Source organism: Streptomyces mayteni (genome assembly GCF_054783955.1).
On the sequence record NZ_BAAGPR010000062.1, the window covers coordinates 1 to 24150 of the forward strand.

The 24150-nt window shown below is 72.6% G+C and carries 26 protein-coding genes, 1 tRNA gene and 2 pseudogenes; 15 read left to right on the top strand and 14 right to left on the bottom strand.

Annotated elements, in window-relative coordinates; translation table 11 throughout:
- The 3 genes and pseudogenes from ACYVPE_RS24530 to ACYVPE_RS24540 form a co-directional block, all read left to right on the top strand.
- Positions 1-196: pseudogene (locus tag ACYVPE_RS24530) on the top strand (ROK family protein); the annotation flags it as partial.
- Positions 193-1359, top strand: a complete 1167-nt coding sequence (gene nagA, locus ACYVPE_RS24535) for an N-acetylglucosamine-6-phosphate deacetylase (protein ID WP_461035864.1) — start codon at positions 193-195, stop codon at positions 1357-1359. The pseudogene ACYVPE_RS24530 and the gene nagA, both read left to right, overlap by 4 nt.
- Complete coding sequence (locus tag ACYVPE_RS24540) at positions 1350-2195, top strand: class II fructose-bisphosphate aldolase (RefSeq protein ID WP_461035865.1); 846 nt, start codon at positions 1350-1352, stop codon at positions 2193-2195. Before nagA ends, ACYVPE_RS24540 begins: the two co-directional genes overlap by 10 nt.
- 6 nt (positions 2196-2201) lie before the next feature.
- Here ACYVPE_RS24540 and ACYVPE_RS24545 read toward each other — a convergent pair whose 3' ends face one another.
- Together ACYVPE_RS24545 and cdgB are read right to left on the bottom strand one after the other, a co-directional pair.
- Positions 2202-3119, bottom strand: coding sequence for a carbohydrate-binding protein (locus tag ACYVPE_RS24545; RefSeq protein WP_461035866.1), 918 nt, complete (start codon positions 3117-3119; stop codon positions 2202-2204).
- 90 nt (positions 3120-3209) lie between these two features.
- Complete coding sequence (gene cdgB, locus ACYVPE_RS24550) at positions 3210-4790, bottom strand: diguanylate cyclase CdgB (RefSeq protein WP_461035867.1); 1581 nt, start codon at positions 4788-4790, stop codon at positions 3210-3212.
- Between the two features lie 299 nt (positions 4791-5089).
- Here cdgB and ACYVPE_RS24555 point away from each other — a divergent pair, with 299 nt between their 5' ends.
- Complete coding sequence (locus ACYVPE_RS24555; RefSeq protein WP_461035868.1) at positions 5090-5593, top strand: flavin reductase family protein; 504 nt, start codon at positions 5090-5092, stop codon at positions 5591-5593.
- A 26-nt stretch (positions 5594-5619) separates the two neighbouring features.
- On the opposite strand, the gene arfB is transcribed toward ACYVPE_RS24555, so the two are convergent.
- A complete protein-coding gene (gene arfB, locus ACYVPE_RS24560; RefSeq protein WP_461035869.1) occupies positions 5620-6054 on the bottom strand; it encodes an alternative ribosome rescue aminoacyl-tRNA hydrolase ArfB in 435 nt (144 codons plus the stop codon).
- Positions 6055-6221: 167 nt separating this feature from the next.
- On the opposite strand from arfB, the gene ACYVPE_RS24565 reads away from it, so the two are divergent.
- The gene (locus ACYVPE_RS24565; RefSeq protein WP_461035870.1) at positions 6222-6797 is read left to right on the top strand and encodes a TerD family protein; all 576 of its coding nucleotides are present in this window, start codon (positions 6222-6224) and stop codon (positions 6795-6797) included.
- Positions 6798-7154: 357 nt separating this feature from the next.
- Here the strand turns inward: ACYVPE_RS24565 and ACYVPE_RS24570 are convergent, their stop codons facing one another.
- Together ACYVPE_RS24570 and ACYVPE_RS24575 are read right to left on the bottom strand one after the other, a co-directional pair.
- Positions 7155-7745 carry a Uma2 family endonuclease gene (locus ACYVPE_RS24570; RefSeq protein ID WP_461035905.1) on the bottom strand — a complete coding sequence of 197 codons (591 nt, stop codon included), beginning with the start codon at positions 7743-7745 and terminating at the stop codon, positions 7155-7157.
- A gap of 110 nt (positions 7746-7855) precedes the next feature.
- Entirely contained in the window at positions 7856-8506 is a 651-nt protein-coding gene (locus tag ACYVPE_RS24575; protein WP_461035871.1) for a pentapeptide repeat-containing protein, read from the bottom strand.
- Positions 8507-8673: 167 nt separating this feature from the next.
- Between ACYVPE_RS24575 and ACYVPE_RS24580 the strand changes: the two genes are divergently transcribed.
- A complete protein-coding gene (locus tag ACYVPE_RS24580; protein WP_461035872.1) occupies positions 8674-9687 on the top strand; it encodes a zinc-binding dehydrogenase in 1014 nt (337 codons plus the stop codon).
- Between the two features lie 12 nt (positions 9688-9699).
- Here the strand turns inward: ACYVPE_RS24580 and ACYVPE_RS24585 are convergent, their stop codons facing one another.
- From ACYVPE_RS24585 to ACYVPE_RS24605, 5 genes are all read right to left on the bottom strand, one after another.
- Positions 9700-10245, bottom strand: coding sequence for a DUF1275 family protein (locus ACYVPE_RS24585; protein WP_461035873.1), 546 nt, complete (start codon positions 10243-10245; stop codon positions 9700-9702).
- A gap of 57 nt (positions 10246-10302) precedes the next feature.
- Positions 10303-10707 (bottom strand): DUF2752 domain-containing protein, encoded by a 405-nt coding sequence (locus ACYVPE_RS24590; RefSeq protein ID WP_461035874.1) that lies wholly within the window; start codon positions 10705-10707, stop codon positions 10303-10305.
- Between the two features lie 35 nt (positions 10708-10742).
- Entirely contained in the window at positions 10743-11243 is a 501-nt protein-coding gene (locus tag ACYVPE_RS24595) for a TM2 domain-containing protein (RefSeq protein WP_461035875.1), read from the bottom strand.
- Between the two features lie 155 nt (positions 11244-11398).
- The gene (locus tag ACYVPE_RS24600; RefSeq protein ID WP_461035876.1) at positions 11399-13540 is read right to left on the bottom strand and encodes an alpha-galactosidase; all 2142 of its coding nucleotides are present in this window, start codon (positions 13538-13540) and stop codon (positions 11399-11401) included.
- Positions 13541-13724: 184 nt separating this feature from the next.
- Positions 13725-15161, bottom strand: a complete 1437-nt coding sequence (locus ACYVPE_RS24605; protein WP_461035877.1) for an MFS transporter — start codon at positions 15159-15161, stop codon at positions 13725-13727.
- A 48-nt stretch (positions 15162-15209) separates the two neighbouring features.
- On the opposite strand from ACYVPE_RS24605, the gene ACYVPE_RS24610 reads away from it, so the two are divergent.
- The 4 genes and pseudogenes from ACYVPE_RS24610 (at position 15210) to ACYVPE_RS24625 (ending at position 16679) form a co-directional block, all read left to right on the top strand.
- Positions 15210-15716: a MarR family winged helix-turn-helix transcriptional regulator gene (locus ACYVPE_RS24610; protein ID WP_461035878.1), complete on the top strand. Its 507-nt coding sequence runs from the start codon at positions 15210-15212 to the stop codon at positions 15714-15716.
- A 141-nt stretch (positions 15717-15857) separates the two neighbouring features.
- The gene (locus tag ACYVPE_RS24615) at positions 15858-16079 is read left to right on the top strand and encodes a hypothetical protein (protein ID WP_461035879.1); all 222 of its coding nucleotides are present in this window, start codon (positions 15858-15860) and stop codon (positions 16077-16079) included.
- A pseudogene (locus tag ACYVPE_RS24620) lies at positions 16061-16549 on the top strand (hydroxymethylbilane synthase); the annotation flags it as partial. The gene ACYVPE_RS24615 and the pseudogene ACYVPE_RS24620, both read left to right, overlap by 19 nt.
- A complete protein-coding gene (locus tag ACYVPE_RS24625) occupies positions 16449-16679 on the top strand; it encodes a hypothetical protein (RefSeq protein WP_461035906.1) in 231 nt (76 codons plus the stop codon). The pseudogene ACYVPE_RS24620 and the gene ACYVPE_RS24625, both read left to right, overlap by 101 nt.
- Here the strand turns inward: ACYVPE_RS24625 and ACYVPE_RS24630 are convergent.
- Positions 16666-17151, bottom strand: a complete 486-nt coding sequence (locus ACYVPE_RS24630) for a hypothetical protein (protein ID WP_461035880.1) — start codon at positions 17149-17151, stop codon at positions 16666-16668. The genes ACYVPE_RS24625 and ACYVPE_RS24630 overlap by 14 nt on opposite strands.
- Between ACYVPE_RS24630 and ACYVPE_RS24635 the strand changes: the two genes are divergently transcribed.
- The gene (locus ACYVPE_RS24635) at positions 17150-17731 is read left to right on the top strand and encodes an HD domain-containing protein (RefSeq protein WP_461035881.1); all 582 of its coding nucleotides are present in this window, start codon (positions 17150-17152) and stop codon (positions 17729-17731) included. The genes ACYVPE_RS24630 and ACYVPE_RS24635 overlap by 2 nt on opposite strands.
- Positions 17732-17785: 54 nt before the next feature.
- On the opposite strand, the gene ACYVPE_RS24640 is transcribed toward ACYVPE_RS24635, so the two are convergent.
- Positions 17786-17859 (bottom strand) — tRNA-Thr (locus ACYVPE_RS24640).
- A 106-nt stretch (positions 17860-17965) separates the two neighbouring features.
- Between ACYVPE_RS24640 and ACYVPE_RS24645 the strand changes: the two genes are divergently transcribed.
- From ACYVPE_RS24645 to ACYVPE_RS24660, 4 genes are all read left to right on the top strand, one after another.
- The gene (locus ACYVPE_RS24645) at positions 17966-19363 is read left to right on the top strand and encodes an RNA-guided endonuclease InsQ/TnpB family protein (protein WP_461035882.1); all 1398 of its coding nucleotides are present in this window, start codon (positions 17966-17968) and stop codon (positions 19361-19363) included.
- Positions 19364-19725: 362 nt separating this feature from the next.
- Complete coding sequence (locus tag ACYVPE_RS24650; protein ID WP_461035883.1) at positions 19726-20862, top strand: ABC transporter ATP-binding protein; 1137 nt, start codon at positions 19726-19728, stop codon at positions 20860-20862.
- 221 nt (positions 20863-21083) lie between these two features.
- Entirely contained in the window at positions 21084-21482 is a 399-nt protein-coding gene (locus ACYVPE_RS24655; RefSeq protein ID WP_461035884.1) for a hypothetical protein, read from the top strand.
- Between the two features lie 87 nt (positions 21483-21569).
- On the top strand, positions 21570-22301 hold the full coding sequence (locus tag ACYVPE_RS24660) for a nucleotidyltransferase family protein (RefSeq protein ID WP_461035885.1): 732 nt from the start codon (positions 21570-21572) through the stop codon (positions 22299-22301).
- A gap of 16 nt (positions 22302-22317) precedes the next feature.
- Here the strand turns inward: ACYVPE_RS24660 and ACYVPE_RS24665 are convergent, their stop codons facing one another.
- Together ACYVPE_RS24665 and ACYVPE_RS24670 are read right to left on the bottom strand one after the other, a co-directional pair.
- Complete coding sequence (locus tag ACYVPE_RS24665) at positions 22318-23484, bottom strand: CU044_5270 family protein (RefSeq protein WP_461035886.1); 1167 nt, start codon at positions 23482-23484, stop codon at positions 22318-22320.
- Positions 23481-24095: an RNA polymerase sigma factor gene (locus ACYVPE_RS24670; RefSeq protein ID WP_461035887.1), complete on the bottom strand. Its 615-nt coding sequence runs from the start codon at positions 24093-24095 to the stop codon at positions 23481-23483. Before ACYVPE_RS24670 ends, ACYVPE_RS24665 begins: the two co-directional genes overlap by 4 nt.
- Between the last annotated feature and the right edge of the window lie 55 nt (positions 24096-24150).

Consider the following 24150-nt stretch of genomic DNA (forward strand, 5'->3'; position numbering starts at 1 on the left):
CGGCGGCCTCGGCGAGGTCGGCGCGCCGCTGCTCACCGCGCTGCGCGCCGCGCTCGCCGCGCGCGCCGCCCCCTTCCACCACCTGCCCGAGGTGGTGCCGGCCGCCCTCGGCGACGCCGCCGGCTGCCTCGGCGCCGGGCTGCTCGCCTGGGACGCCCGGCGCGCCGCCGCCGCGGCGGAGGTGGTGCCGTCATGAGCGCGCCCGCCATCGAGCCCCGCACCGTGCTGGCCAACGCGACCGTGGTGCGCCCGAGCGGCGTGGTCGAGGCCGGCCGGGTCACCGTCGAGGGCGGCCGGATCGCCGCCGGCCTGCGCGACGAGGCCGACTCGGCCCCCGCCCTCGACCTGACCGGGCACTGGGTGCTGCCCGGCTTCGTCGACCTGCACGTGCACGGCGGCGGCGGGGCCTCGTTCTCCGCCGCCACCGTCGACGAGGCGCTGCGGGTGATCGCGACGCACCGGGCGCACGGCACGACCACCATGGTGGCCTCCACCGTCACCGGCGAGTTGGGCGACCTGGCCGCGCAGGCCGGGGTGCTGGCCGACCTCACCGAGCAGGGCGAGCTCGCCGGCGTCCACTTCGAGGGCCCGTTCATCGCCCGCAACCGGTGCGGCGCCCACCAGCCCTCGCTGCTGCGCGACCCCGATCCCTCGGACGTGCGCAAGCTGCTCGACGCCACCCGCGGCACCGCCCGGATGGTGACGCTTGCCCCCGAACTCCCCGGCGGCCTCGACTCGGTGCGGCTGCTGCGGGAGAGCGGGGTGATCGCCGCGATCGGCCACACCGACGCCGACTACGAGACGACCAGGCTGGCCGTCGACGCCGGCGCCACCGTGGCCACCCACCTGTTCAACGCCATGCCGCCGCTCGCCCACCGCTCGCCGGGGCCGGTGGCGGCGCTGCTGGAGGACGAGCGGGTCACGGTGGAGCTGATCGACGACGGCGTCCACCTCCACCCGGCCGCGCTGCGGCTGGCCTTCGGCACCGCGGGCCCCGACCGGGTGGCGCTGATCACCGACGCGATGGGCGCGGCCGGCATGGGCGACGGCACCTATCCGCTCGGCCCGCTGACCGTCGAGGTCACCGAGGGGGTGGCCAGGCTCCAGGACGTCGGCACCATCGCCGGCTCCACGCTGACGCTCGACCGGGCGTTCCGGCGGGCCGTCACGGTGGACGGCATCCCGGTGCCCGACGCGGTGCGGGCGCTGTCCACCACCCCGGCCAGGCTGCTCGGCCTCGACCACCGGATCGGCTCGATCGAGGAGGGCAAGGACGCCGATCTGGTGGTGCTGGACGGCGAGTTCCGGTTGGCCGGCGTGATGCGCCGGGGCGCGTGGGTGGTGCGGCCGTGCCCGTGACACCGTGCGCCGAGCTGCTGTCCTCGGCCTTCGCGACGGGGCGGGCGCTGCCGGCGTTCAACGTGATCACCCTGGAGCACGCGCAGGCGGTGGTGGCGGCGGCCGAGGCGACCGGCGCGCCGGTGGTGTTACAGGTCTCGCAGAACGCGGTGGCGCACCACGGCGGCCGGCTCGCGCCGCTGGCCGCCGCGCTGACCGCGCTGGCGGCCGGCTCGCCGGCCAGGCTGGCCCTGCATCTGGACCATGTGAAGGACCAGGAGCTGCTGCGGGCGGCGCCGGCCGCCGGCTTCGGCTCGGTGATGTTCGACGCCTCGCGGCTGCCGTACGACGAGAACGTGAAGGCGACGGCCGAGGCGGTGCGCTTCGGGCACGCGCACGGGCTGCTCGTCGAGTCGGAGCTCGGCCGGATCGGCGGCAAGGCTGGCGAGCCCGTCGACGCGCACGCGCCCGGGGCGCGGACCGACCCGGCGGAGGCGGCGGCCTACGCCGCGGCGACCGGGGTGGACGCGCTCGCGGTGGCGGTGGGCAGCGCGCACGCGATGACCCGGCGCACGGCGAAGCTCGACCACGGCCTGATCCGGCGGCTGGCCGCCGCCACCGGGGTGCCGCTGGTGCTGCACGGCTCGTCCGGGGTGCCGGACGAGGAGTTACGGCGGGCGGTGGCGGCCGGCATGACCAAGATCAACATCGGCACGGCCCTCAACACGGCCCTGACCGGGGCGATCCGGGCCGAGCTGGCCCGGGCGCCCCTGGCCGTCGACCCCCGCCCCTACCTCGCCGCCGGCCGCGAGGCCGTGCGGGCGGAGGCGGAGCGGTTGATCGGGGTGCTGCGGTGACCGGTACTAGTCGGCGTTCTCGCCGACGGTGAGGGTGTCGACCAGCACGTCGCAGGAGCCGGGGCAGCTGAGCTGGACGGTGTTGGGGCCCGGGGTCAGCTCGACCTGCTTCCACGTCGAGTACCAGGCCTCGCCCAGCTGGGTGGCCCCGTAGTTGAGCATCTCCACCGGGTCCTCGCGGGGGGTGGAGTTGAAGGACATCGCCATCGTCTGCCCGTCGCTGGCGACCGAGTAGCCGATGTTCACCCGGTAGGTGCCGGGCTCGCCGTCGTACTCGAAGCTCCAGGTGATGGTCGAGTTCTGCGCGTTCTGCACGGCGACGTAGCTGCCGTCGGAGGAGCGGGCGCCCTCGAGACCGGAGGCCACGTTGATCCCGGAGAGCTGGAGGTCGCTCAGCTCGGCGGCCGGCAGCCCGCCGTCCGCCTGGTCGTCGGTCGGCTCGTCCGACGGTCCGTCGTCCCCGCTGTCGTCCCCGCCGTTCTCCGAGTCGTCGGCGGGCGCCGTGGTCTGCTCTCCCTCGGCCTGGTTGTCGTCCTCGCCGCCGCTGAACAGGATGGCCGCGCCGACGCCGAGGACGACGGCCAGCACCACCGCGATCGCGCCGATCAGCAGCCCGTTCCGCCGGGGCTCGGGGGCCTGGCGCCGGCCGTGGCCCCCGTGGCCGCCGGGCGGCATGCCCTGCGGGCGGGTCTCGGGCGCCGCGTAGCGCGCGTCGGGCTGGTGCTGCTGCGGGGGGTAGCCGTAGCCGCCCTGCTGTCCCTGCTGACCGCCGAAGGTCCGCTGGCCCACCGGTCTGACCTGGTTGTACGAGGGTTGGCGGGGCCCGGACGGCGCCTGGGGCTGGCCGTCCTCGGGTCGATAGAGATAGGCGAACGGGTCATCGCCCTCGCCGGGCGTTCCGCCGCCGGTGTTCCCCGCACTCATCGACTGCCGCTCCTTAGGTACCGCTGGTGTACGGGCGCGAGCCTACCGCGTTCGAGTGACACGGCGGCCCGGACAGGACCGGGGCTCGCCCTACCCCGCACGGCGCCTCCCCTGGGAGCGGGAGCGCTTCTCGACGTACATCCGCTGGTCGGCGGACTCCAGGATCTCCTCGGTGGTCATCCCACAGGCGGCCCAGCCGATGCCGAAGCTGGCGCCGACCCTGACCTGCCGGTTCTCCCAGCGGATCGGCGGGATGATGCCGTTGCGGAGCCGGACGGCGAGGTCGGAGGCGTCGGCCGGGCCCAGGCCCTCGGCGAGGACCACGAACTCGTCGCCACCGAGCCGGGCGACGGTGTCCTTGTCGCGGACGCCGGCCTCGAGCCGGCGGGCGACCTCGACCAGCACGGCGTCGCCGCACACGTGGCCGAACCGGTCGTTGATGGACTTGAAGCCGTCCAGGTCGCAGAAGAGCACCGCGAGCCCCTTGCCGTCCCCGCCGGGCTCCTCGGGCACCTGCACGTGCTCGTGCAGGTCGTAGGGGCGGCCGGCCGGGGTGCCGAGGCCGCCGAAGGCGTCGGCCGGCGACTCCGCCACCGTGCGGTCGCAGATGCGGCCGCCGAGCCTGGCGCGGAGCTCGGCGCTGTTGGGCAGGCCGGTGAGCGAGTCGTGGCTGGCCCGGTGGGCCAGGGCCAGCTCGTGGCGCTTGCGCTCCTCGATGTCCTCGACGTGGGTGAGCTGAACCTGCGGCCCGGCGGTGGCGTCGGCGACCACCGAGTTGCGGAGCGAGACCCAGACGTAGGAGCCGTCGCGGCGCTGGAGGCGGAGCTCGGCGCGGCCGCCCTCGGCGGCGGTGCGGAGCAGCACGCCGGTGTCCTCGGGGTGGACGAGGTCGGCGAAGCTGTAGCGGCGGAGCATCGCGACGGGGCGGCCGAGCAGCCGGCAGAGCGCGTCGTTGACCCGGATCAGCCGGCCGTGGCCCTCGCCGCCGACCTCCGCTATGGCCATGCCGCTCGGCGCGTACTCGAACGCCTGCCGGAAGCTCTCCTCGCTGGCGCGCAACGCCTGTTGCTCCCGTTCGAGCCTGACCAGGGCGCGCTGCATGTTGCCGCGCAGCCTGGCGTTGCCGATGGCTATCGCGGCCTGGGACGCGTAGAGCTGGAGGGCCTCGCAGCCCCAGGGCCCGGGGCGCTTGCCGTCGCGCGGCCGGTCGACCTCCAGCACGGCGAGCAGTTCGCCGTCCGAGGCGTACATGGGCGCGAAGAGCCGGTCCATGGGGTGCCACTCGTCGGGATAGCGCGGGGCGGGCCCCGTGGTGTGCCACTGCGGCACGTCGTCGTGGTCCAGCACCCAGCCCTCGGTGTAGGGGATGAACCGCAGTTCGCCCCAGCGCTCGCCCATGTTGAGGCGGCGCTCCCAGGAGGCCCGGGATCCCGCGCGGCCGGCCATCGCGGCCTCCGCCGAGTCGTTGCCGGCCACGGCGGCGACCAGCAGGTTGCCGTCGTCCCTGACGAGGTTGACGGCGGCGAGTTCGAAGCCGAGGGCGGCGACCGCGCCGTCGGCGACGGTCTGAAGGGTGTCTGCCATGCTTCGGGCGGTGTTCAGTTGAGCGACTACCTGGTGCAACTCCCGCAGAGAGGCGAGGCGCACATATGGCTCCGTCTCCGTTTCCATCACTCCCCCGGATGCGCGAAATGCACGTGCATATACACAGGCCACTGAATCACAATGAGCTGCCTGCTAGGTACACAGGGTCAGCAATTAGTCGCCTACTGTGATTCATGTCACACTGCGAGAGTGCTCGGTCGCGGGACGTAGGACGTCGCGCGAGGCTACCTGGTTCCCGCGCCCGATGCGGAACCTCGCAGAGTGCCATTAGCGTTTTCGGCGTGTCCCCCTCACCACGCCCGCCGTCGCCCCGTACCGCCCCCTCCGCCGGTCAGTCCGCACCGCTGGTCCCCCATCATGAAGGGGTGAGCGAGGAGGAGTTCCGCGGCGCCATGGCCCGGCTCGCGGCCGGGGTCGTGCTGCTGACGGCGCACGACGAGGAGGACGGGCCGCGCGGCGCGCCGGCCGGCATGACGGCCACCGCGTTCATGTCCGTCTCCCTCGACCCGCCCCTGGTGTTGGCGAGCGTGCGCACCGGCTCACGGATGGACGAGGTGCTGGAGGGGCAGCCGCTCTGGGCGGCCTCGCTGCTGACCGAGGAGCAGCGGCCGGTAGCCGGGCGGTTCGCGATGAAGGGGCGGCTCAGCGACCGGCTGCTCTTCCAGGAGGTGCCGCACGTGCTGGGCGAGACCACCGGGGCCCCGCTGCTGAAGGGGGCGCTGGCAACGGTCGAGTGCCGCACCGAACAGCGGGTCACGGCCGGCGACCACACGCTGCTGATCGGCCGGGTGCTCACCGCGGGGCTTCCCGCGGCCGACGTCGGCGGCCCGCTGCTCTACTACCGGGCCGGCTACCGCCGGCTCGGCTGACCCGGCGGCCGGGCCGAGCGGCGGGCTCAGTCCCAGCCGGGGTTACGGCCTCGGCCCCGCTTCACGTCGGCCCTGGCCTTCTTGTCCCGCAGCCGCCGCTCGACGACGCCGCGCGGCACCCGCCGCGCCCGGCGCTCAGGGGGCGGCGGCGCGGACGCCTCCGCCAGCAGCGCGGCGAGCCGCAGCGCGGCCGCCTCGCGGTTCCGCCACTGCGAGCGGTGCTCGCTGGCCCGCACCACGAGCACCCCGCCGTCCGTCAGCCGCCCGGCCAGCCGCGCCAGCGCCCGCTCCTTCCAGACCGCGGGCAGCGCGTCGGTGGCTGCCAGGTCGAAGAGCAGCTCGACCTGGCTGTCGGTGGTGTTCACGTGCTGGCCGCCGGGACCCGAGGCACGCGAGAAACGCCAGCGCAGCTCCGACTCGGGCAGGCTGACCGCACCTCGTATGCGATAGGGACCGGACATGTCTCCATGGTCCCGCGTCGGGCCGCGTCCCACATACGGGTTTTTTCCGCTCCCGGTGGAACCCGGCGACCCCCTGACACCGTTGGGGTCAGTAAGAGTAACGTCATCGCAAAACGCGATCCGGACGCTCCCTCGGTCCGAACTGAATGGAAATTGGGGATCTCAACATGGGTGTGAGCCTGTCCAAGGGCGGCAACGTCTCGCTGAGCAAGGAGGCTCCTGGCCTGACCGCCGTCACGGTCGGCCTCGGGTGGGACGTCCGCACCACCACCGGTGCCGACTTCGACCTGGACGCGAGCGCCCTTGCGGTCAATGCGAGCGGCAAGATCGTCTCGGACCAGCACTTCATCTTCTACAACAACCTGACCACCCCCGACGGCACCATCCAACACACCGGTGACAACCTCACCGGTCAGGGCGAGGGCGACGACGAGCAGATCAACGTCGCGCTGGCCGGTCTTCCGGCGGAGGTCGACAAGATCGTCTTCCCGGTCTCCATCCACGACGCCGACAACCGCAACCAGAACTTCGGCCAGGTGCGGAACGCGTTCATCCGGGTGCTGAACCAGGCCGGCGGCGCGGAGATCGCCCGCTACGACCTGACCGAGGACGCCTCGACCGAGACCGCCATGATCTTCGGCGAGCTCTACCGCAGCGGCGCCGAGTGGAAGTTCCGCGCGGTCGGCCAGGGCTACGCGTCCGGCCTCTCCGGCATCGCCCAGGACTTCGGCGTCAACGTCTGAGTCCCCCGGCTCGTCGCACGAGCCGCCCCTAAGGCCCTCCGGCTCCCGCCGGGGGGCCTTCGGCCGTCCGGCGAACCGCGCCGCGAGCGCGAACACGCCCACGGTCAGCAGCGCCACGACGAGCGCCGCGGCCAACAGCATCCCCAGGACCAGCTCCCCCAGCGCCCCGGTCTCGAACGTGGCGGCGGCCACGGCGAGCCACGCGGTGGCGCCCACGCCCGCCGTCCCCACGAGGAGCAGCGTCGCGCGAGCCCAGCTGGCCGTCCGCGGTGGTCGGTTCATGTGCGCTCCTCGATCGCGTGCGCGGACATCATCCCCCGCGATCGCCCGCCGGCCCGGGGGCCGGCGGCCACCGGCTCAGAACGCGGCCGTGTCGAGCTCGAAGCCGAGCGGATCTGGCAGGAACAGCTTTTCGCTGAGCGCCACCACCACCTGCCGCGCGTATCGACTCTCGGCCGGCTCGCTGTGGAGCGCCGCCGTCCCCGCTTCGCGGTCAACCAACAGGTAGTGCGGAATCCGAGCCCTGGCGTAAGCGCTCAGCTTCACGCCACGGTCCTTGTCCCCGGTGGACTTCGAGGTGATCTCCGCGATCAGGACCACCGGACCCGGATCGTGGTACTCGTCGAACGTGGCGAAGCTCCCCCTTGGTGCGACGACCAAGTCCGGGATGACCCGACCGCCCGGGTCTACGCCCCATAGCCGCAGCCCGACGCCCGTGAACATCCGAAGCGTCTGGTCCTTGGAACGGATGGTCGTTTCTCGCACGATCTCGGCCAGAATCGACTCGTGGTCACCGTTGGCTGGGGGCGTCACGTGGATTTCCTCATCGATCAGTTCCACGCGCCAGCCTTTCGGAGCCGCCGCGCTGAACGCCTCGAAGGCCGTTTCCGCCGATGCGGCCGTGGCCTCGTCGGCTGCCGTGTACGTCTCGCGCTCGGGCATCGTCATCACCACGGCGACCTCCTTCGTTACGCAGCGACGTTGTCAGAGTAGGCCACCCCATCCCAAGCCACGGCGGGTTCTACCACCCGAAGGTGTGATCAACCGCCCGACGCGCCTCACGCCTCCACCCGGAGGCCCAGTTCGGCGGCGAGGCGGGGGGCCAGGTCGAGGAGTTGGGAGGGGGTGATCACCGCGCCGCTGAGGCGGTCGACGCCGCGGGTGATCTCCAGGCCGGCGGCGCCGCGCAGGTCGACGTCGCGGAGTTCGGCGGCCGTGAGGTCGACGCCCCGCAGCTCGCAGTTCTCGAAGGAGACCCGCTCCAGACGGGCGCCGCCGAGGTCGGGTTCGACGAGGACGCAGCCCTCGAAGGCCACGTCCACCAGCTTGGCCTGCCGCAGGTTCAGGTAGTCGATCTTGCCGCCCCGCACCACGACCCGGGTCAGGGTGGCGCCGCTCAGCTGGACCCCGCCCAGCCGCGGCTCGGTGATCTCCAGGTCGCGCAGCTGCGCGTCCTGGAGCGCGGTGCCCACCCCGTGCGGCGCGTCGAGCAGGCTGTCGAGGAGCCTGGCCCGCCGCAGGTCGGCCTCGGTGAGCACGCAGCGCCGCAGCGCGCAGTCGAGGAAGGTGGCCGACCGCGCCTCCGCGCCGGTCAGGTCGAGGTCGGCGAACTCCAGCGCGTCGTAGTCGCCCTCGGGCCGGATCGGGTCGCCGGCCTCGAAGGGCCGCAGTTCCGGCAGCTCGAACTTCGGCCGGGTGGGGGGCCGCACGGACGGTGCGGACCGCGCCGGCTTCGCTGACTTCGCGGGTTTCGCCATGGTGCCCATACTGACGCGCCCCACTGACAACGCCCCCTCGGGCGAGCCGCTTGACTTCAAGTGCCCCTGAGGTCGGAGGCTGAGGGCGTCCGCCCACCCCCAGCGCCAGGGAGCGCCCCATGCACGCCGTCCGACTCCACGCCTTCGGCCCGGCCGAGAACCTGGTCTACGAGGAGGTCCCCGACCTCACCCCGGGACCTGGCCAGCTCCGGATCGCCGTGGCGGCGGCCGGTGTCCACCTCGTCGACACCGTGCTGCGGCAGGGCCCGGTGCCCGAGGCGCCGCACTTCCCGGTGCCCGAACTGCCCACCGTCCCGGGCCGCGAGGTCGCCGGCGTGGTGGACGCCGTCGGCGAGGGCGCGGACCCCGGCTGGCTCGGCCGCCGGGTCGCCGTCCACCTCGGCATGGTGCCCGGCGGGTACGCCACCCAGGCCGTCACCGCGCAGGACAGGCCGCACGCGCTCCCCGACGACCTGCCCTTCGACCAGGCCGTCGCCCTGCTCGGCACCGGCCGGATGACCATGGGCGTCACCCGGTTCACGGAGATCGAGCCGGGCGACACCGTGCTGGTGCTGGCCGCCGCCGGCGGCATCGGCGCGCTGCTCGTCCAGTACGCCAGGCACCTGGGCGCCACCGTCGTCGGCGCCGCAGGCGGCCCTGGCAAGGTCGCCGTGGTCAGGGACCTCGGCGCCGACCAGGCCGTCGACTACGACGACCCCGACTGGGCGGATCTGGTGCGCGCCGCCCACGGCGACCGGCCGGTCGACCACCTCTTCGAGGGCGTCGGCGGCGTACGCGGCCGCGCGGCGCTCGAACTGGTCGCGCCCGGCGGCGTCCACGTCTGCTACGGCCACGCCTCGACCGGCACGGACGCCGCGGGCCACGTCGCGCCGAGCCCCGAGGAGCAGGCCGCGCGCGGCATCACCTCGGTGACCGCGCTCGGCCCCATCCTCCTGGACCGGATCGGCGGCCCTTCGATGCTGCGCCTGCTGGAGGAGGAGTCGTTCGCCCAGGCCGCCGCCGGCGCCATGGTGCCGCTGGTCCAGCGCTTCCCGCTGGCCGAGGCCGCCCGCGCCCACCGCGCGTTGGAGACCCGGGCGACCACCGGCAAGGTGGTGCTGCTGACCTCGTGAACACGCCTCGCCTCAGGCGAGCGTCACCGCGGCGCCGCCCAGCGCGCCGACGAAGTAGGCCAGCCACACCAGCGCGAGCAGCAGCGCGTTCTGGCGCTCCCGCGCCCCTCCGGTGGCCCGCACGAAAAGCGCGGCAAGCGTGCCGGTGACGACCGTCGTCGTCACCCCCGGCACGCCGGCCCGCACCGCGTAGACGCTCTGCGCGCCCATCGCCGAGGCCAGCAGCGCCGCGCACAGCGCGGACGGCGCCCAGACGAAACCGGCGGCCAGGGCGAGCAGCGCGACCTCGAGCACCAGCACCACCCAGGCCGGCACCAGCCGCCCGAGCCAGGCCGCCGCCACCCCGCCGAGGCAGAAGCCGAGGAGCGAGGCGGCCGGCCCGGCGACGCCGCCGAGGGCGTGGCCGGGCAGCACCGAGGAGGCGAGGCCGATGCCGAGCAGCACGCCGTTGCCGGTCTGGTTGGCGACGAAGACCTCGTCGAGCTCGATGAAGGCGGCGGCGTCGACCGCACCGGCGACGGCGGTGAGCAGGACCATGAGCCGAGCGGGCACTCCCATGCGCCCATTTCACCGCCGGACCGGGCCGCGCACCCGGCGAGCGCGCGTCCGGCGGGGTCAGGCCGCGAGGTCCACGAGATTGCGCAGCAGCGTCCAGGCGCTGGCCACGCCGAGCACCGTCGCCACGCCCCACGGGGGGAAGCGCGGTCGGTACCGGCGGCCGCGGAGCCCGTCGAGCAGCCAGCGGCCCAGCAGCCAGCCGGCGAAGGGCACGCCGAGCAGCAGCAGCGCGGCGTTGTCGTGGAGGGCGCCGACCAGGTCGCCGTGGAGCAGGTCGTACGCCATCCGGGTGCCGCCGCAGGCCGGACAGAGCAGTCCGGTGGCCCAGTTGACCGGGCAGCGGGGCAGGGGCAGTCCGCCGCCCGCGTGCGGGTCGGCGGCCAGTAGGTAGCCCGCGCCGGCCAGCCCGCCGGCCAGGACGGCGAGCGGCGGGACGGCCTCGCGGCGGACGAGCGGCGGCATGGTCGGGCCCGTGGTCGGGGACGGACGTCGGGGGGTCAGGGCTTGAGGATCCGGCCCTCGGCGTCGGTCCAGTCGTTCTTGACGAGCAGCATGATGCCGTCGATGAGCGCCCAGACGCCGATGCCACCGCAGGTCAGCAGCATGGCGACGGCCTGGCCGTAGTGGCCGGTGTACCAGCGGCCGGCGCCGACGCCGCCGAGCAGGAGCTGGAGCACGCCCGCGATGATCTTGGACTTGCTGGAGTACGGGCGGCCCATCGGGTCACGGCCGTAGGGGGCGCCCGGGTCCGGCGGGTAGGCGCCGTAGGGGGTGCCGGGCGGGGCCGGGTAGCCCTGGCCGGGCGGCGGGTACGCGCCGGGCTGCCCGGGCTGACCCGCGGGCGGCTGGCCAGGCTGCCCCGGCTGGCCGGCGTACGGCCCGGCCTGGTACGGCCCCGACTGACCGGGCTGACCGGCGGGCGGCTGACCCGGCTGACCGGGCTGGCCCGGCCCGCCCTGGCCGGGCGGCCCCCAGGAGTACGGCTGCTGGTCGGACATGGTTCCCCCAAGGTGAGCGGCGAACGATTATCAGATGGTCCGCCCCATCATCCATGACATGCCCCCAACGTGTACCAGCCCCCGGCCCGATCCGTGCCCCGGGCGCCGCGACCCGCCCGTCGACCGTCAACCGTCGACCGTCGACCCACGCCCCGCTACACGCGCTCCACCGAGATCAGCACCAGCCGCTCCGGGTGCTGGGACGGCGCCCGCACCCCGATCGAGCCGAGCACCCGCCCCGGCAGCGTCACCCCGCCGTCCGTCCACCAGGCCAGCCGGTCGGAGGCGGGGCCCCGCACCTCGTCCCCAGGCGCCAGCGGCGACACCCGGTACTCGGCCGCCGGGTCGAGCCCGGGCAGCGCGACCCGCCCGGGCGGCGACTGCACGCTCGTCGCCACCTGCGCCAGCGCGTACACCGCCCGGGACCGGTCCGACGCCACGACGCCGCGCACCCAGAGGGCCGGGTCGGGGTGGTCGCCGGTGACCACGGTGCCGCCGTGCAGCAGCGGGCGCAGCTCCTTGTAGCACTCGATCCAGCCGGTCAGCGCCGCCAGGTCGTCCTCGGTGGCCTGGGTCAGGTCCCACTCCATGCCGAAGTGCCCGAAGAGCGCCGTGCCGGCCCGGAAGCCCAGCGTGTGGACGCGCCCCGTGGTGTGCGCCGCGTGCGCGCCCACGTGGCAGCCGAGCAGCTCGGGCGGCAGCAGCAGGCCGGTCCAGCGCTGGATCTGCTGCCGCTCCAGCGCGTCGATGCAGTCGCTGGTCCAGACCCGGTCGGTGCGCTCCAGGATCTCCAGGTCGATCCTGCCGCCGCCCGACGAGCAGGACTCGATCTCCAACCCCGGGTGCCGCGACCGCAGTTCGTCGAGCAGCCGGTAGACGGCGAGCGTCTGGGCCCGCACCCCGGCCTGCCCGGTGGGGCTGTGCCCGGCCTCCACCAGGTCGCGGTTGTGGTCCCACTTCAGGTACGTCAGCGCGTACTCGGAGACGATGGCGTCGAGCCGCTCCAGGAGGTACGCGTACGCCTCCGGGTGGCCGAGGTCGAGCACCTGCTGGTGGCGCGACTCCGGCGGCATCCGGTCGCCGGTGGCCAGGATCCACTCCGGGTGCTCGCGGGCCAGGTCGGAGTTGGGGTTGACCATCTCCGGCTCCACCCAGAGGCCGAACTCCATGCCCAGACCCCGGACGTGGTCGACCAGCGGGTAGAGGCCGTCGGGCCACACCGTCTCGTCCACGTACCAGTCGCCGAGCCCGGCGTGGTCGTCCCGCCGGCCCCTGAACCAGCCGTCGTCCAGCACGAAACGCTCGGTGCCGATGCCGGCGGCGAGGTCGGCGAGCCGGGTGAGCTTGCCGAGGTCGTGGTCGAAGTAGACGGCCTCCCACACGTTGAGGGTGACCGGCCGCGGCGACCGCGGGTGTCCGGGACGTGCCCGCAGGTGGCCGTGGAACCGGCCGGCCAGCTCGTCGAGCCCGGTCCGCCCGTAACTGCCGTACACCCACGGCGAGACGTACGCCTCGCCGGCGCTGAGCACCACCTCGCCGGCCAGCAGCAGCTCGCCGCCGCCGAGCAGCCCGACGCCGTTGATGGTGCGCTCGGCCAGCGAGCGGTGGTTGCCGCTCCAGGCCACGTGCAGGCCCCAGACCTCGCCCGAGCGGAAGCCGAAGTTCGGCTCGCCCGCCACGTGCACCGTGACCGCGTCCGTGCCGGTGCGGCCCCTGCGGTTCTCGCGCAGGTGGGTGCCGATGGTGAACGCGTGCCGCTGCGGGCTGCGTTCGCGCAGGTGGCGGCCGGTCATGTCGAGCAGCTCGGTGGCCCGCTCGGGCACGGGCAGCGTGAGCAGCACCCCGGAGAGCGCGAACGGCGCGGCGTCCGCCTCTGACTGGTTGGTGACGGTGGCGCGCTGCCGGACGAGGCCCGCGTCCGTCAGCTCGATCTCGAGCCGCAGTTCGAGCCCGGCCCCCACGTCCTCGGCGGTCACCTCGACGGCCTGCCCGTGCTGTTCGATCGAGGTGACGGCGAAGGCGGTGGAGAAGTCGGCGCCCGCCCGGTGCCCGGTGAGCCCCGGCGTGCCGAGCCAGCCGGCGGAGTGCTCGGGCAGCACGGCGAGCGGCACCACGACGTCGACGTTGTTGGTGGCTATCTGCGGCCGGCCGGCCCGCACCACGGCCGCCAGCGTCGCGGGCGAGAGCTCGCCCAGGTCCTCGCCCCAGTGCACCACCCGGGGCAGTCCCGAGCCGGTGCAGTCGAGCGCCAGGCTCGTCCCGGCGGATCGGAAGTGGACGAAGGTCCCGTCACGCATCTGTGCTGTCCCCTGTTCGATCCTGTTGAGACGTGCGCGAATTTTGCGTGACCTTTCTACGGTCGCGCCCCGCGCCCGGTCAACACCGGCCGCCCGTGAAAGCCCACTCGCGGAACCCGCCCGCCCGCCCGTAAAAAGGGGCCCTCCCACCTGACGGGGAAGGGCCACACCGATCGCGACAACCCTACCCCCGGCGTCGGCCGCCATCCCCCGAGCCCGACCTCGCGTCCGACCCCGCGCCCGACGGGTCGTCACGGCGCCGGGGCGCCACCACGAGGGCGGCGACCAGGCAGCCGGCGGCCACGCCGAGGGCCAGCGTCAACCCGGCCCGCTCGGTGGCGGCGGCCAGCACGACCCAGCCGAAGGCGGCGGTGCCGAGCGAGCCGCCGAGCTGGCGGGCGAAGGTCAACGTCCCCATGGTCGCGCCGATCAGCTCCACCCTGGCCCGGCCCTGCGCGAGCAGCGTGTACGCCTGCATGGACAGGCCGAGGGCGGCGCCGGTCAGCGCCATGCCGCCGCCGGCCAGCCCGAGGGCGAGGACGCCGCCCTCGCCGCTCAGCGCGGGCAGGGTCGCGAGCCCGGCCATGCCGACGGCCCCCATGACGAGGGCGAGCCGGCCCCAGTCAGGCAGCACCGCGTACCGTCGCGCCAGCACCGAGAAGGTGGCGGTCGCCAGCAACTGGCCGCCGGTCAGCGCCAGCAGGAGCACCCCCGTGGCGCCGGCCCCGACTCCGGTGCCCCGCTGGACGGCGAGCGGGACGAAGGTGAACGCACCGAACAGCGCCGTCCCGGCGAGGCCGGTCGAGACGATGCTCCGCGCCACCCCGGGGTCGGTGAAGAGCGCGGGCGGGATCAACGGCGCGGCGGCCCGGCGCTCGACGACGACGAAGGCCGCCGCACACGCCGTCACGACCGCGAGCACCACGACCGCGCCCAGGCCGCGGGCCAGCGACTCGGACGCGCCGAGCGCCACCACGCCCACGCCGACCGCGGTGACGAGCGCGGTGCCGGCCACGTCGAACCGCGGGCGCGGCCCGCCCCCGACCCGCCCGGGCAGCCCGTCCCAGGCGAGCAGCGCGGCGAGCGCGCAAAGCGGCAGGTTGACGAGGAAGATCCAGCGCCAGCCGGGGCCGGCGGCCAGCAGCCCGCCGAGCGGCGGCCCGGCCAGCGTGGAGACCGCGAGGACGCCGGTGAGATACCCCTGGCGGCGGACCATCTCCTCCCGGCCGAAGAGCTGCGCGAGAGCGCTGATCGCGGTGACCACCAGCCCACCGCCGCCGAGGCCCTGGAGCGCCCGGGCGGCGATCAGCGCGGGCAGCGAGGGGGCCAGCGCGCAGGCCAGGGACCCCAGCGCGAACAGCGCGAGCGCGCCCCGGAACACGGCCTGCCTGCCCAGCAGGTCGCCGAGCCGCCCGTGGACGGGGGTGGAGACGGTGACGGTGAGCAGATAGGCGGCGGTGACGCCGGCCACCGCGCCGCCGGATTCGAGGTCGCCGGTGATGCTCGGCAGCGCCGCGACGACGATCGTGGTGTCGAGTTGGGCCATGAGCATGCCGATGAGCAGCGCGAAGAAGGCGCGCCGCGCCGGCCGAGCGGGGGCCACCCCGGTAGGCGTGTGCATTTCGCACACGTTAGAATGCTTGCGAATCGCACGCAACCCTGGAGAGACATGCCGCCCGAACCACCGACCACCCCGACCACCCCGGCCGCCCCCCACCCCGACGCCTCCCGCGCGGAGCTCGCCGGCGCCGGCCCCGCCCTCTTCCACCTGATCCGCTTCTGGTCGCGCCGCTGGGCGACGGCCTCGGTCGGCGAGCCGTCGGGCGACACACCCCTGATCCAGGACGTCCAGGTGCTCGAGGCGGTCGACGCGGCCGCCCGCCACGGCGAGGTGTCGGTCACCGACGTCGCCCTCCAGCTCGGCCTCGACCGCTCGGGCGCCAGCCGGCTGATCGCGGCCACCGTCGACCACGGGTACCTCACCCGCTCCACCTCGGACCAGGACGCCCGCCGCGTCACCCTCGACGTCACCCCGGCCGGCGCCGACGTCCTCACCGGCGCCCACGCCTTCCAGGAGGAGGTCTTCGCCCGCCTCACCGCCGGCTGGGCCCCGGCGGAGGCCGCCGCCCTCGCCCACGGCCTCCGCCGCCTCGCCGACGAGACCCGGCCGGACTGACCCCCGCCGGCCCGGCCCCCTCGGCGTCCCGACCCGATCCCAGGCCGGGGCGCTTTTGGTGACAATCTGTCGGAAACCGCACGGTTCTGGTGCAAGTAGGATTGGGCGTCAACAAGCCTGGTCATGCGAGGGGTTGACCGTATGAGCGACGTGGTGCGTATCGGTTCCAGGGCGAGCAAGCTCGCGAAGACACAGGTCACGGAGTGGCTTGGGCCCATCGCTGAGCGGTTCCCCGAGATCCAGTTCAAGCGGGAGATCATCCTCGAAGGAGGCGACCAGGACCGGGTGACACCGACTCTCGCCGAGGTCGCCAAACGGCCGGCGGGTCAGCCTTCTCAACCAACCAGGAAGAGGCACTGGTGACAGGGAAGGTCGACGTGATCGTGCATTCTCTGAAGGACCTCCCCACTGCCGTGTGCGAAGGCACGACGCTGCTCACCACCCCCGGCCCCCGAGAAGACGTACGCGACGTGCTGTGCGGGGGCACCCTTGAAAGCCTTCCGAAAGGTGCCCGCGTGGGAACCGGCGCCCCCCGGCGCGTCGCCCAGATCCGCGCGCTGCGCCCGGACCTCGTTGTCGTTCCGATCCGCGGCAATGTGCCCGGCCGTCTGGCCCGCACCACCAAGGGCAGTCTTGACGCCGTCGTGCTTGCGGCAGCCGGGTTGAACCGACTCGGCCTGACGCCCAAGGTTCACCAGGTCCTTGACCCGCTCGTCTTCCCGCCGTCCCCTGCTGGCCGAACTCCACGGAGGTTGCTCCGTCCCCGTGGGGGCCTGGGGGAGGATCGGGCCGGACGGGCGGTTGCATCTCTCCGCCGCCGTCACTGCCCTTGACGGGACTGCTCAGGTCACCGCTGTAGGCGCCGGCCCGGTGGAGGACCCTGAGAAGCTGGGAGCCTGCCTCGCCGCCGATCTCCTTGCGCAAGGCGCTGCCAGCGTCTTGGCAGCGATCAGGAAGCCCTGAGCTCGCGGGCGATCTCCAGGGCTCCGTAGCTGATGATCCGGGTCGCACCGGCTCGCTTCAGGACCGTGTACGCCTCGATCAGCCCCTTCATGTCCCGCTCACCGTCTTCGCGACGGTCGGTCAGCCGCAGGTATTCGCCGGACACGGAGAAGGAAACGAGGGGAACCGACATCTGGTCCTTCAGGCGGACAAGGGTGTCCACGGTGTGAAGCGCGGGCTCCATGAGGATCATGTCCGCTCCCTCATCCACCATCTCGCGTGCGACGAGGACGGCCTGTTCAGGCCGCTTCGGACTGATCTGGAAGGCCCTCGCGCCGGAGCGCGGAACCGCCGACATTGTGGTGCGGTATCCCTCGTACAACGACGACTCGAAGATGAGGTGCGGCATGATCGCCACGTGCTTGTGGCCCGCCATGTCGAGGGCCCGTTCTACGCGAGAATCACCGGTAACACACTGGAGGACGCATCTCATGGCGGACGCGGAGCAGGAGCAGGCGAAGGGCACGGCAGGCTTCCTGCTGGAGATGGGGATGCTGAAGCGAGCCAAGCGGTCCGGGTGGTGGATCGCGGGGGTCAAGGACCCGGAGACGATCGCCGAGCACTCGTTCCGCGTGGCCCTGATCGGCTCCGTGCTCGCCATAATGGAGGGAGCGGACCCGGCGAAGACAGCCCTCCTGGGCCTCTGGCATGACACTCAGGAGACACGCGTCAGCGACATCCCGCACATCGGCCGGCGCTACCTGGACGCCGCATCGAACGAGAAGGTCACCGCGGACCAGGTATCCGCCGGGCACCCAGCCGTGAAGGCCGGGGCGCAGCGGATCGTCGATGAGTACGAGAACGGCGACTCCCTCGAGGTCATCCGCGCGCACGACGCGGACAAGCTGGAGTGCCTGATCCAAGCGGTCGAGTACCGCGAGCAGGGCTACTCGAACGTCCAACCGTGGATCGACAGCAGCCTCTCGAAGCTCAAGACGGTCTCGGCCCAAGCACTCGCGGAGGCCGCGCTGAACATGACCTCAATCGAGTGGCAGCAGACCTACCTGCCCTGATCCCTACAAAGCGCCCCACCTCCGAGAGTTCCGAGGTGGGGCGCTCCCCTTGTGAGCCGCCTGTCGGATTCGAACCGACGACCTTCCGCTTACAAGGCGGGAGCTCTGGCCAACTGAGCTAAGGCGGCATGCCCGCACGGGCCACCCAAGCCTACACGGGACCCTCCGCACGGCATCAGGACGGCAGCACCCGACCACTCCATGACATCAACTGACATAAGCGAGATAAGGGTTATGCGTAACCCGATCGCCATTCGCTCGTTCATACGAGCAGGGCGCTCTGACAGTCGGTTCATCAGCGAAGGGGGCGGCATGGGGCAGCAGACCAAGCGGATCAAGCAAGAACTGGTCGGGATCCCCGCACCCCGGCGGAGTTCGCCGGAGGCGCGCGGGCAGTCGCCCCGGCGGCCGAGGGTGCGTCCGGTCAAGCCGGCCGGGGCTCGGGAGCGTGCGTACCGGTTCCGTTGTTATCCGACGGCCGCGCAGGCCGAGCAGTTGGTGCGGACATTCGGGGCGTGTCGCTGGGTGTACAACGAGGGCCTCGCGTTGCGGGAGGGCGCCTGGCGGCGGTACCGGGTGTCGGTCTCGTACGTGGAGAGCTGTCGGGCGCTGACGGGGTGGCGGCAGGCAGCGGAGACCGGCTGGCTGCGGGACGTGTCCTCGACGGTGTTGCAGCAGTCGTTGCGGCATCTGGACGCGGCGTATCAGCGGTTCTTCCGCCGCCAGGGGAGGTATCCGAGGCGGAAGCGGAAGGGGCGGTCGCGGGATGCGGCGACGTATGTGCGGGCCGGGATGGGTTTCCGTTGGGCGGAGGATGGCGGGCGTCCGGGCACAGGAGCGTTGACCTTGGCGAAGCATGCGGAGCCACTCGCGGTTCGGTGGTCGCGGGGGATGCCAGCGGGTGCGGTGCCGGTGAAGGTCACGGTGTCGCGGGATCGCGCGGGGCGGTTCTTCGTCTCGTTGCTGGTGGTGGAGGTCGTCGAGCCGTTGCCGCCGACGACCGGGGTGGTGGGGATCGATCTCGGCCTGGCCTCGCTGGTCACGTTGGACACCGGCGAGAAGGTCGCCCATCCTCGTCTGTCGCGGCGGTGGTCGGGTCGGTTGGCTCGGTTGCAGCGGCGGTGGCATCGGGGCCAGCCGGGCTCGGCGAACCGGGAGCGGACCCGTCGCCGGATCGCTCGGCTGTGCGCACGGATGGCGGACGTGCGGCTGGATGTGGTGGACAAGGTGACGACTCGCCTGGTGCACGAGAACCAAGTGTTGGTGGTGGAGGAGTTGCCGGTCCAGAACCTGTCGCGTCGCGGGCGGGGGCGCCGCAAGCGAGCGCTGAACCGGTCGATTCGGGATGCGGCGTGGGGCATGTTCCTTGATCGACTGCGGTACAAGGCCGAGTGGTACGGGCGGACGGTCGTGGTCGTGGATCGCTTCTTTCCCTCGACGCGGCGGTGCTCGGCCTGCGGGGTGCGGGGGGCGAGGCAGCCGCTGTCGGTGCGGGAGTGGCGTTGTGGGGCCTGTGGGACCGCCCACGACCGGGACGTGAACGCGAGCCGGAACCTGCGCGCGGAGGGGCTGCGGCTGCTTGGGGCGCGGCGGGAGGGGGCTCCGGCGTTGATCAGGGCCGCCGAGGGGTAGCCGGTTACGGACCGATGGGCCATCGGCCGGAAAGCCTGTGGAGCCCGTGTAAGACCAGCCGGAGGCGCCCCTTGGGGTCCTTCGGGCGCCGGGTGTGCCCGTGCGACTGGCGGTGGGCGGTGAAACAGGAACCTCGACCCGTGAGGGCGAGGAGTGGTCAAAAGTGCGTCGCTCTGCCATCGGCTACGGAGGGTTACAGCGAGCCTTGGGATTGTTGACATCGGTTTCTCTGGTTCCCGGGTACTGACAGAACGCGTTGTTTCGAGTTAGGTTTCGGCTTGCCGCCCATTTTCATATGGGCGTAACACCTTCCTACTCGGATCGTCCGGCACGTTCCTGCCGGTAGAAGGAGACAAGAGGACATGGCTACCGTCACGTATGAGAAGGCCACCCGGATCTACCCGGGCGGCGACAAGCCCGCCGTCGACCAGCTCGACATCGAGATCGAGGACGGCGAGTTCCTCGTTCTGGTCGGCCCCTCCGGTTGTGGCAAGTCCACCTCGCTGCGGATGCTCGCCGGTCTCGAGGACGTGAACGCGGGGTCGATCCACATCGGCGACCGTGACGTCACGCACCTCCCCCCGAAGGACCGGGACATCGCGATGGTGTTCCAGAACTACGCGCTGTACCCGCACATGACCGTCGCGCAGAACATGGGCTTCGCGCTCAAGATCGCCGGCGTCAACAAGGCGGACATCCGCAAGAAGGTCGAGGAGGCCGCCAAGATCCTCGACCTCACCGAGTACCTGGAGCGCAAGCCCAAGGCGCTCTCCGGCGGTCAGCGGCAGCGTGTCGCGATGGGTCGCGCCATCGTGCGTGAGCCCCAGGTGTTCCTCATGGACGAGCCGCTGTCCAACCTGGACGCCAAGCTCCGCGTCCAGACCCGCACCCAGATCGCCGGCCTGCAGCGCCGGCTCGGGGTCACCACCGTCTACGTGACCCACGACCAGGTCGAGGCCATGACCATGGGCGACCGGGTGGCGGTCCTCAAGGACGGTCTGCTCCAGCAGATCGACTCGCCGCGCAACATGTACGACAAGCCCGCCAACCTCTTCGTCGCCGGCTTCATCGGCTCCCCCGCCATGAACCTGGTCGAGGTGCCGATCACCGACGGCGGCGTCCGGTTCGGCAACAGCGTGGTGCCGGTGGAGCGCGCGGCGCTCTCCGAGGCGCAGAGCAAGGGCGACACCCACGTGGTGGTCGGCTGCCGTCCCGAGCACTTCGCCATCGTCAACGGCGAGGGCTCGGCCGAGGGCGCGGCGCTCGTCAAGGCGGACGAGAAGGCCGAGGCGGGCCTCGGGGTCACCGTCAACGTGGTCGAGGAGACCGGCGCCGACGCCTACGTCTACGGCCAGGCCGAGATCGGCGGCGAGACGAAGGACCTGGTGATCCGCGTCGACAGCCGCGACGTGCCGCACAAGGGCGAGAAGATCAACGTGGTGCCGAAGCCGGGCGAGACCCACGTCTTCGCCGCCTCCGGCGAGCGGCTGAGCGACTGACGCTCCCCGCCCCCGTGGTCCGTGAGGGCCGTGTTTCCGCACACGTGGTGGAAACACGGCCCTTTGCGCGTCAACCACGAACGACGACCGATTCGAATTCCGTTGAACCCCGTCACTCGTGAGAGTGGCGAAATGTCACCAAAACACTACTCCTCGCTACGATCTACCACGCCCTCAGCGCGTTTGAACCATCCAGCTTCGTTTCGCGAGGAAGACCACCAGTGAATCAGGCACTCCGCCACATCGGCAGAACTCTCGCCATCGCTCTCCCGGTTGTCCTGGTGCTTTCCGGGACACTCGCCGTCGCGCGGGTCTCCTGGGTCGGTCCGACCGACGACCAGATGAAGACCGCGTCCGCCGAACAGCAGCCGCAGACCCCGGAGGACACGCTCCGCGACCGGCTGTTGCTGACGCTGCGGCAGCAGGACCCGAGTGTCGCGCTCACCGACCTCCAGCAGGCCGTCACCCGCGACCCGTCGCTCGCCCCGCACTGCGCCGAGATCGCGCAGGCGCTCGGCGAGGCCGCGGTCGACAAGTACGGTTCGGCGCGGCGCGCCCAGCAACACTCCCGCCCCGTCTGCGACACCTCGTTCGCCGCGGGCGTCGCGGCGGCCGGCTGAGCGTAACCGCGCGCCGCCACCCCGCGTTCGCCTGCGCCTTCGCCCTCGGCCGAGCCCCGGCCGAGGGCGGCGACTAGGCTGCGCGGCATGAACCACGTCCAGGCTCCAGGCGACACCCCGCTCTGCACCCAGGCCATGATCCTGGCCGGCGGCCGCGGCTCGCGGCTCCGCCCGTACACCGACGACCGGCCCAAGACCATGGTGGAGATCCCGGGCACCGGCACCCCGATCATCGGCCACCAGCTCGCCTGGCTGGCCGACGAGGGCGTCACGGACGTGGTGATCTCCTGCGGGCACATGGCCGAGGTGCTGCAGGACTGGCTGGACGCCACGGACCTGCCGGTCAAGGTCACCACGGTGGTGGAGCCGGAGCCGCTGGGCCGCGGCGGCGGCCTCAAGTACGCGGCGCCCGCGCTGCCGCGCCAGGACGAGCCCTGGATCGCCACCAACAGCGACATCTGGACCCGCTTCTCGCTCCGCGAGATGGCCGCCTTCCACGTGGAGCGCGGCGCCACCGCCACGCTGTCGCTGGCCAGGCCGCGGATGCCGTGGGGCGCCGTGGAGACCAACGAGTTCGGGCAGGTCCTCGACTTCATCGAGTCGCCGCTCTCGCCGTACCTGATCAACGCCGGCGTCTACGTCTTCGGCCCCGAGTTCACCGCGCTGCTGCCGGAGCGCGGCGACCACGAGCGGCTGACCTTCCCCCGCCTCGCCCGTGAACGCCGCCTCGCCGGCTTCGCCCTCCCCCAGGGCGCCTACTGGCGGGCCATCGACACCGCCAAGGACCTCACGGAGGCGGCCCGCGAGCTGGCGCCCTAGACCGCCGGCCGGCCCCTCAGGCGCCCGGCTCCTGCTGCTCCTCGTCCACCACGGCCCGCTCGGTCATGGCGGAGTCGAGGAGGATGCCGGTGGGGTTCCACTCGCTCTCCTCGACCTGCTCGACGCGGGTGCCCAGGTAGTCGGCCGACTCCTCGTCGAAGATCAGCTCCAGCCGGTACCCCAGGTTCTCCGAGAACCGGCTGAGGACGATGCCTTCCCGGCCGATGGCGTCCGTCCCGGGGCCCACGGTCACGCCGGGGATATCGCCGAACGCCCGGAACGTTCCGGCGGCGAGGTCCGACGGCAGCGGCGTCTCCTCGAAGAGCTCGCCGAGGGTCTCGAACGCCCACTGGTCGGCCTGGTCCCCGCTGTCGGCCGAGCCGTTCGTGTCGTAGATCAGCTCCAGCAGCTCGTCCTGGTCGGTGGGCAACGACTGAACGTAGTCCCAGGTCGGCTGGCCAAGGCTGGCGGGGAACGCCTCACTGCCGACCCCGGCCACGTAGTCGTCGAACAATCTGCCCTCCGGCTGGAGCTCCGAGGTGCTGTCCAGTTCCTCCAGCTCCTCCAGCTCCTCCTCGTCGATCTCGTCGCTCTCGTCGCTCTCGTCGCTCTCCGGAGGAGAGTTTTGCAGCCGTTCCTGCTCATCCAGATACACTTCTTCCGGATCCGGCGGAACCATGATCGGCATCCCGTCGGGGGCGTCCGAGTCCCAGTACCAGCCGTCCCCGCCGTCCGGGGAGACCCACTGTTTGTTCTCGTAGGGACCGAAGTCGACGTCGTGGATCACGTTCTGCCCATTGGTCGGCCGGCCCCCGAAGTCGACGGTCACCTGCTGGGCCGTGTAAATGAACTGGTCGGCCGCGATCTCCCATTCCGGCGCCGCCGCGGCCACCTCGGCGAGGCGCTCCAGGGAGGCCGAGTTCGCGGCGGGCTGCGCGGCGCTCCCGCCGTCTCCGGTGCCGAACACCGTGGCGACACCGACGACCAGCGTGGCCGTCGCCAGCGGGGCCGCGATCAACACCAGGCGTCGCCGCCGCGGCGGCTCTTCCCCATCGGAACGCGTCATCTCGCTCATCAGGTGCTCCTCCAACGCAGGCAGGCGGCCGGGTGGGAGGTCGGGCTCGCCGGGCGACGGGAGCAGGCTGGCCAACTCCTCGCGGCTCGGCGGTTCCTGGCGTGTCATCGGGTCGTCTCCTCACTCGACCGAACCGCCCATCGCCGGCGGTCATAGGACGGTTGTCCACTGCGGCCGGCAGGTTCCCCGCCGAGTTCCGCCTCGGTCAGCCGCCGCAACCTGGCCCGCGCCCGGGAAAGGCGAGAACGCACGGTGCCCACCCGGACGCCTAGCGCCCTGGCGGTCTCCTCGTAGCTCAGCCCCGACCAGACGTGCAGCATGAACACCTGCCGCTCGCCGCCGGTCAGCGCGGCGAGCGCCCGCTCGACCGCCGCCAGCCGCGCCGCGTCCGCCACCCGCCCCACCAGTTCGTCGGCGAAGTCGGGCACCACGGCCGGCGCCGGGAGCCTGGCCATGGCGCGCTCGTGCCGGCGCTTCGCCCGCGTCGTGTTGCGCAGCACGTTGACCGCGATCCCCATCAGCCAGGGGCGCGGCGTCTCCCCCTCGTCGCGCAGCCGGGCGCGCAGCCGCCAGGCTTCGAGGAACGTCAGCGAGACGACGTCCTCGGCCAGGCCGGGATCGCCCGTGGCGCGGGCCGCGTAGCCGTAGACGAGACCCGAGTACGCCCGGAACAGCTCCCGGAACGCCTCGGGTTCGCCGGCTCGCACGCGCGCGTGCATCGTATGGTCCACTCCGGGTGTTGTCCGATCAGCGTCACGAGTTCCGGTGACTCCG

What these genes read in the sequence shown, in the direction of transcription:
- nagA (WP_461035864.1), top strand. Translation starts at nt 193, where the DNA reads ATGAGCGCGCCCGCCATCGAGCCCCGCACCGTGCTGGCCAACGCGACC.
- ACYVPE_RS24545 (WP_461035866.1), bottom strand. Translation starts at nt 3,119, where the DNA reads ATGAGTGCGGGGAACACCGGCGGCGGAACGCCCGGCGAGGGCGATGAC.
- cdgB (WP_461035867.1), bottom strand. Translation starts at nt 4,790, where the DNA reads ATGGAAACGGAGACGGAGCCATATGTGCGCCTCGCCTCTCTGCGGGAG.
- arfB (WP_461035869.1), bottom strand. Translation starts at nt 6,054, where the DNA reads ATGTCCGGTCCCTATCGCATACGAGGTGCGGTCAGCCTGCCCGAGTCG.
- ACYVPE_RS24565 (WP_461035870.1), top strand. Translation starts at nt 6,222, where the DNA reads ATGGGTGTGAGCCTGTCCAAGGGCGGCAACGTCTCGCTGAGCAAGGAG.
- ACYVPE_RS24570 (WP_461035905.1), bottom strand. Translation starts at nt 7,745, where the DNA reads ATGACGATGCCCGAGCGCGAGACGTACACGGCAGCCGACGAGGCCACG.
- ACYVPE_RS24580 (WP_461035872.1), top strand. Translation starts at nt 8,674, where the DNA reads ATGCACGCCGTCCGACTCCACGCCTTCGGCCCGGCCGAGAACCTGGTC.
- ACYVPE_RS24585 (WP_461035873.1), bottom strand. Translation starts at nt 10,245, where the DNA reads ATGGGAGTGCCCGCTCGGCTCATGGTCCTGCTCACCGCCGTCGCCGGT.
- ACYVPE_RS24590 (WP_461035874.1), bottom strand. Translation starts at nt 10,707, where the DNA reads ATGCCGCCGCTCGTCCGCCGCGAGGCCGTCCCGCCGCTCGCCGTCCTG.
- ACYVPE_RS24595 (WP_461035875.1), bottom strand. Translation starts at nt 11,243, where the DNA reads ATGTCCGACCAGCAGCCGTACTCCTGGGGGCCGCCCGGCCAGGGCGGG.
- ACYVPE_RS24600 (WP_461035876.1), bottom strand. Translation starts at nt 13,540, where the DNA reads ATGCGTGACGGGACCTTCGTCCACTTCCGATCCGCCGGGACGAGCCTG.
- ACYVPE_RS24605 (WP_461035877.1), bottom strand. Translation starts at nt 15,161, where the DNA reads ATGCACACGCCTACCGGGGTGGCCCCCGCTCGGCCGGCGCGGCGCGCC.
- ACYVPE_RS24610 (WP_461035878.1), top strand. Translation starts at nt 15,210, where the DNA reads ATGCCGCCCGAACCACCGACCACCCCGACCACCCCGGCCGCCCCCCAC.
- ACYVPE_RS24615 (WP_461035879.1), top strand. Translation starts at nt 15,858, where the DNA reads ATGAGCGACGTGGTGCGTATCGGTTCCAGGGCGAGCAAGCTCGCGAAG.
- ACYVPE_RS24635 (WP_461035881.1), top strand. Translation starts at nt 17,150, where the DNA reads ATGGCGGACGCGGAGCAGGAGCAGGCGAAGGGCACGGCAGGCTTCCTG.
- ACYVPE_RS24630 (WP_461035880.1), bottom strand. Translation starts at nt 17,151, where the DNA reads ATGAGATGCGTCCTCCAGTGTGTTACCGGTGATTCTCGCGTAGAACGG.
- ACYVPE_RS24645 (WP_461035882.1), top strand. Translation starts at nt 17,966, where the DNA reads ATGCGTAACCCGATCGCCATTCGCTCGTTCATACGAGCAGGGCGCTCT.
- ACYVPE_RS24650 (WP_461035883.1), top strand. Translation starts at nt 19,726, where the DNA reads ATGGCTACCGTCACGTATGAGAAGGCCACCCGGATCTACCCGGGCGGC.
- ACYVPE_RS24660 (WP_461035885.1), top strand. Translation starts at nt 21,570, where the DNA reads ATGAACCACGTCCAGGCTCCAGGCGACACCCCGCTCTGCACCCAGGCC.
- ACYVPE_RS24665 (WP_461035886.1), bottom strand. Translation starts at nt 23,484, where the DNA reads ATGACACGCCAGGAACCGCCGAGCCGCGAGGAGTTGGCCAGCCTGCTC.
- ACYVPE_RS24670 (WP_461035887.1), bottom strand. Translation starts at nt 24,095, where the DNA reads ATGCACGCGCGCGTGCGAGCCGGCGAACCCGAGGCGTTCCGGGAGCTG.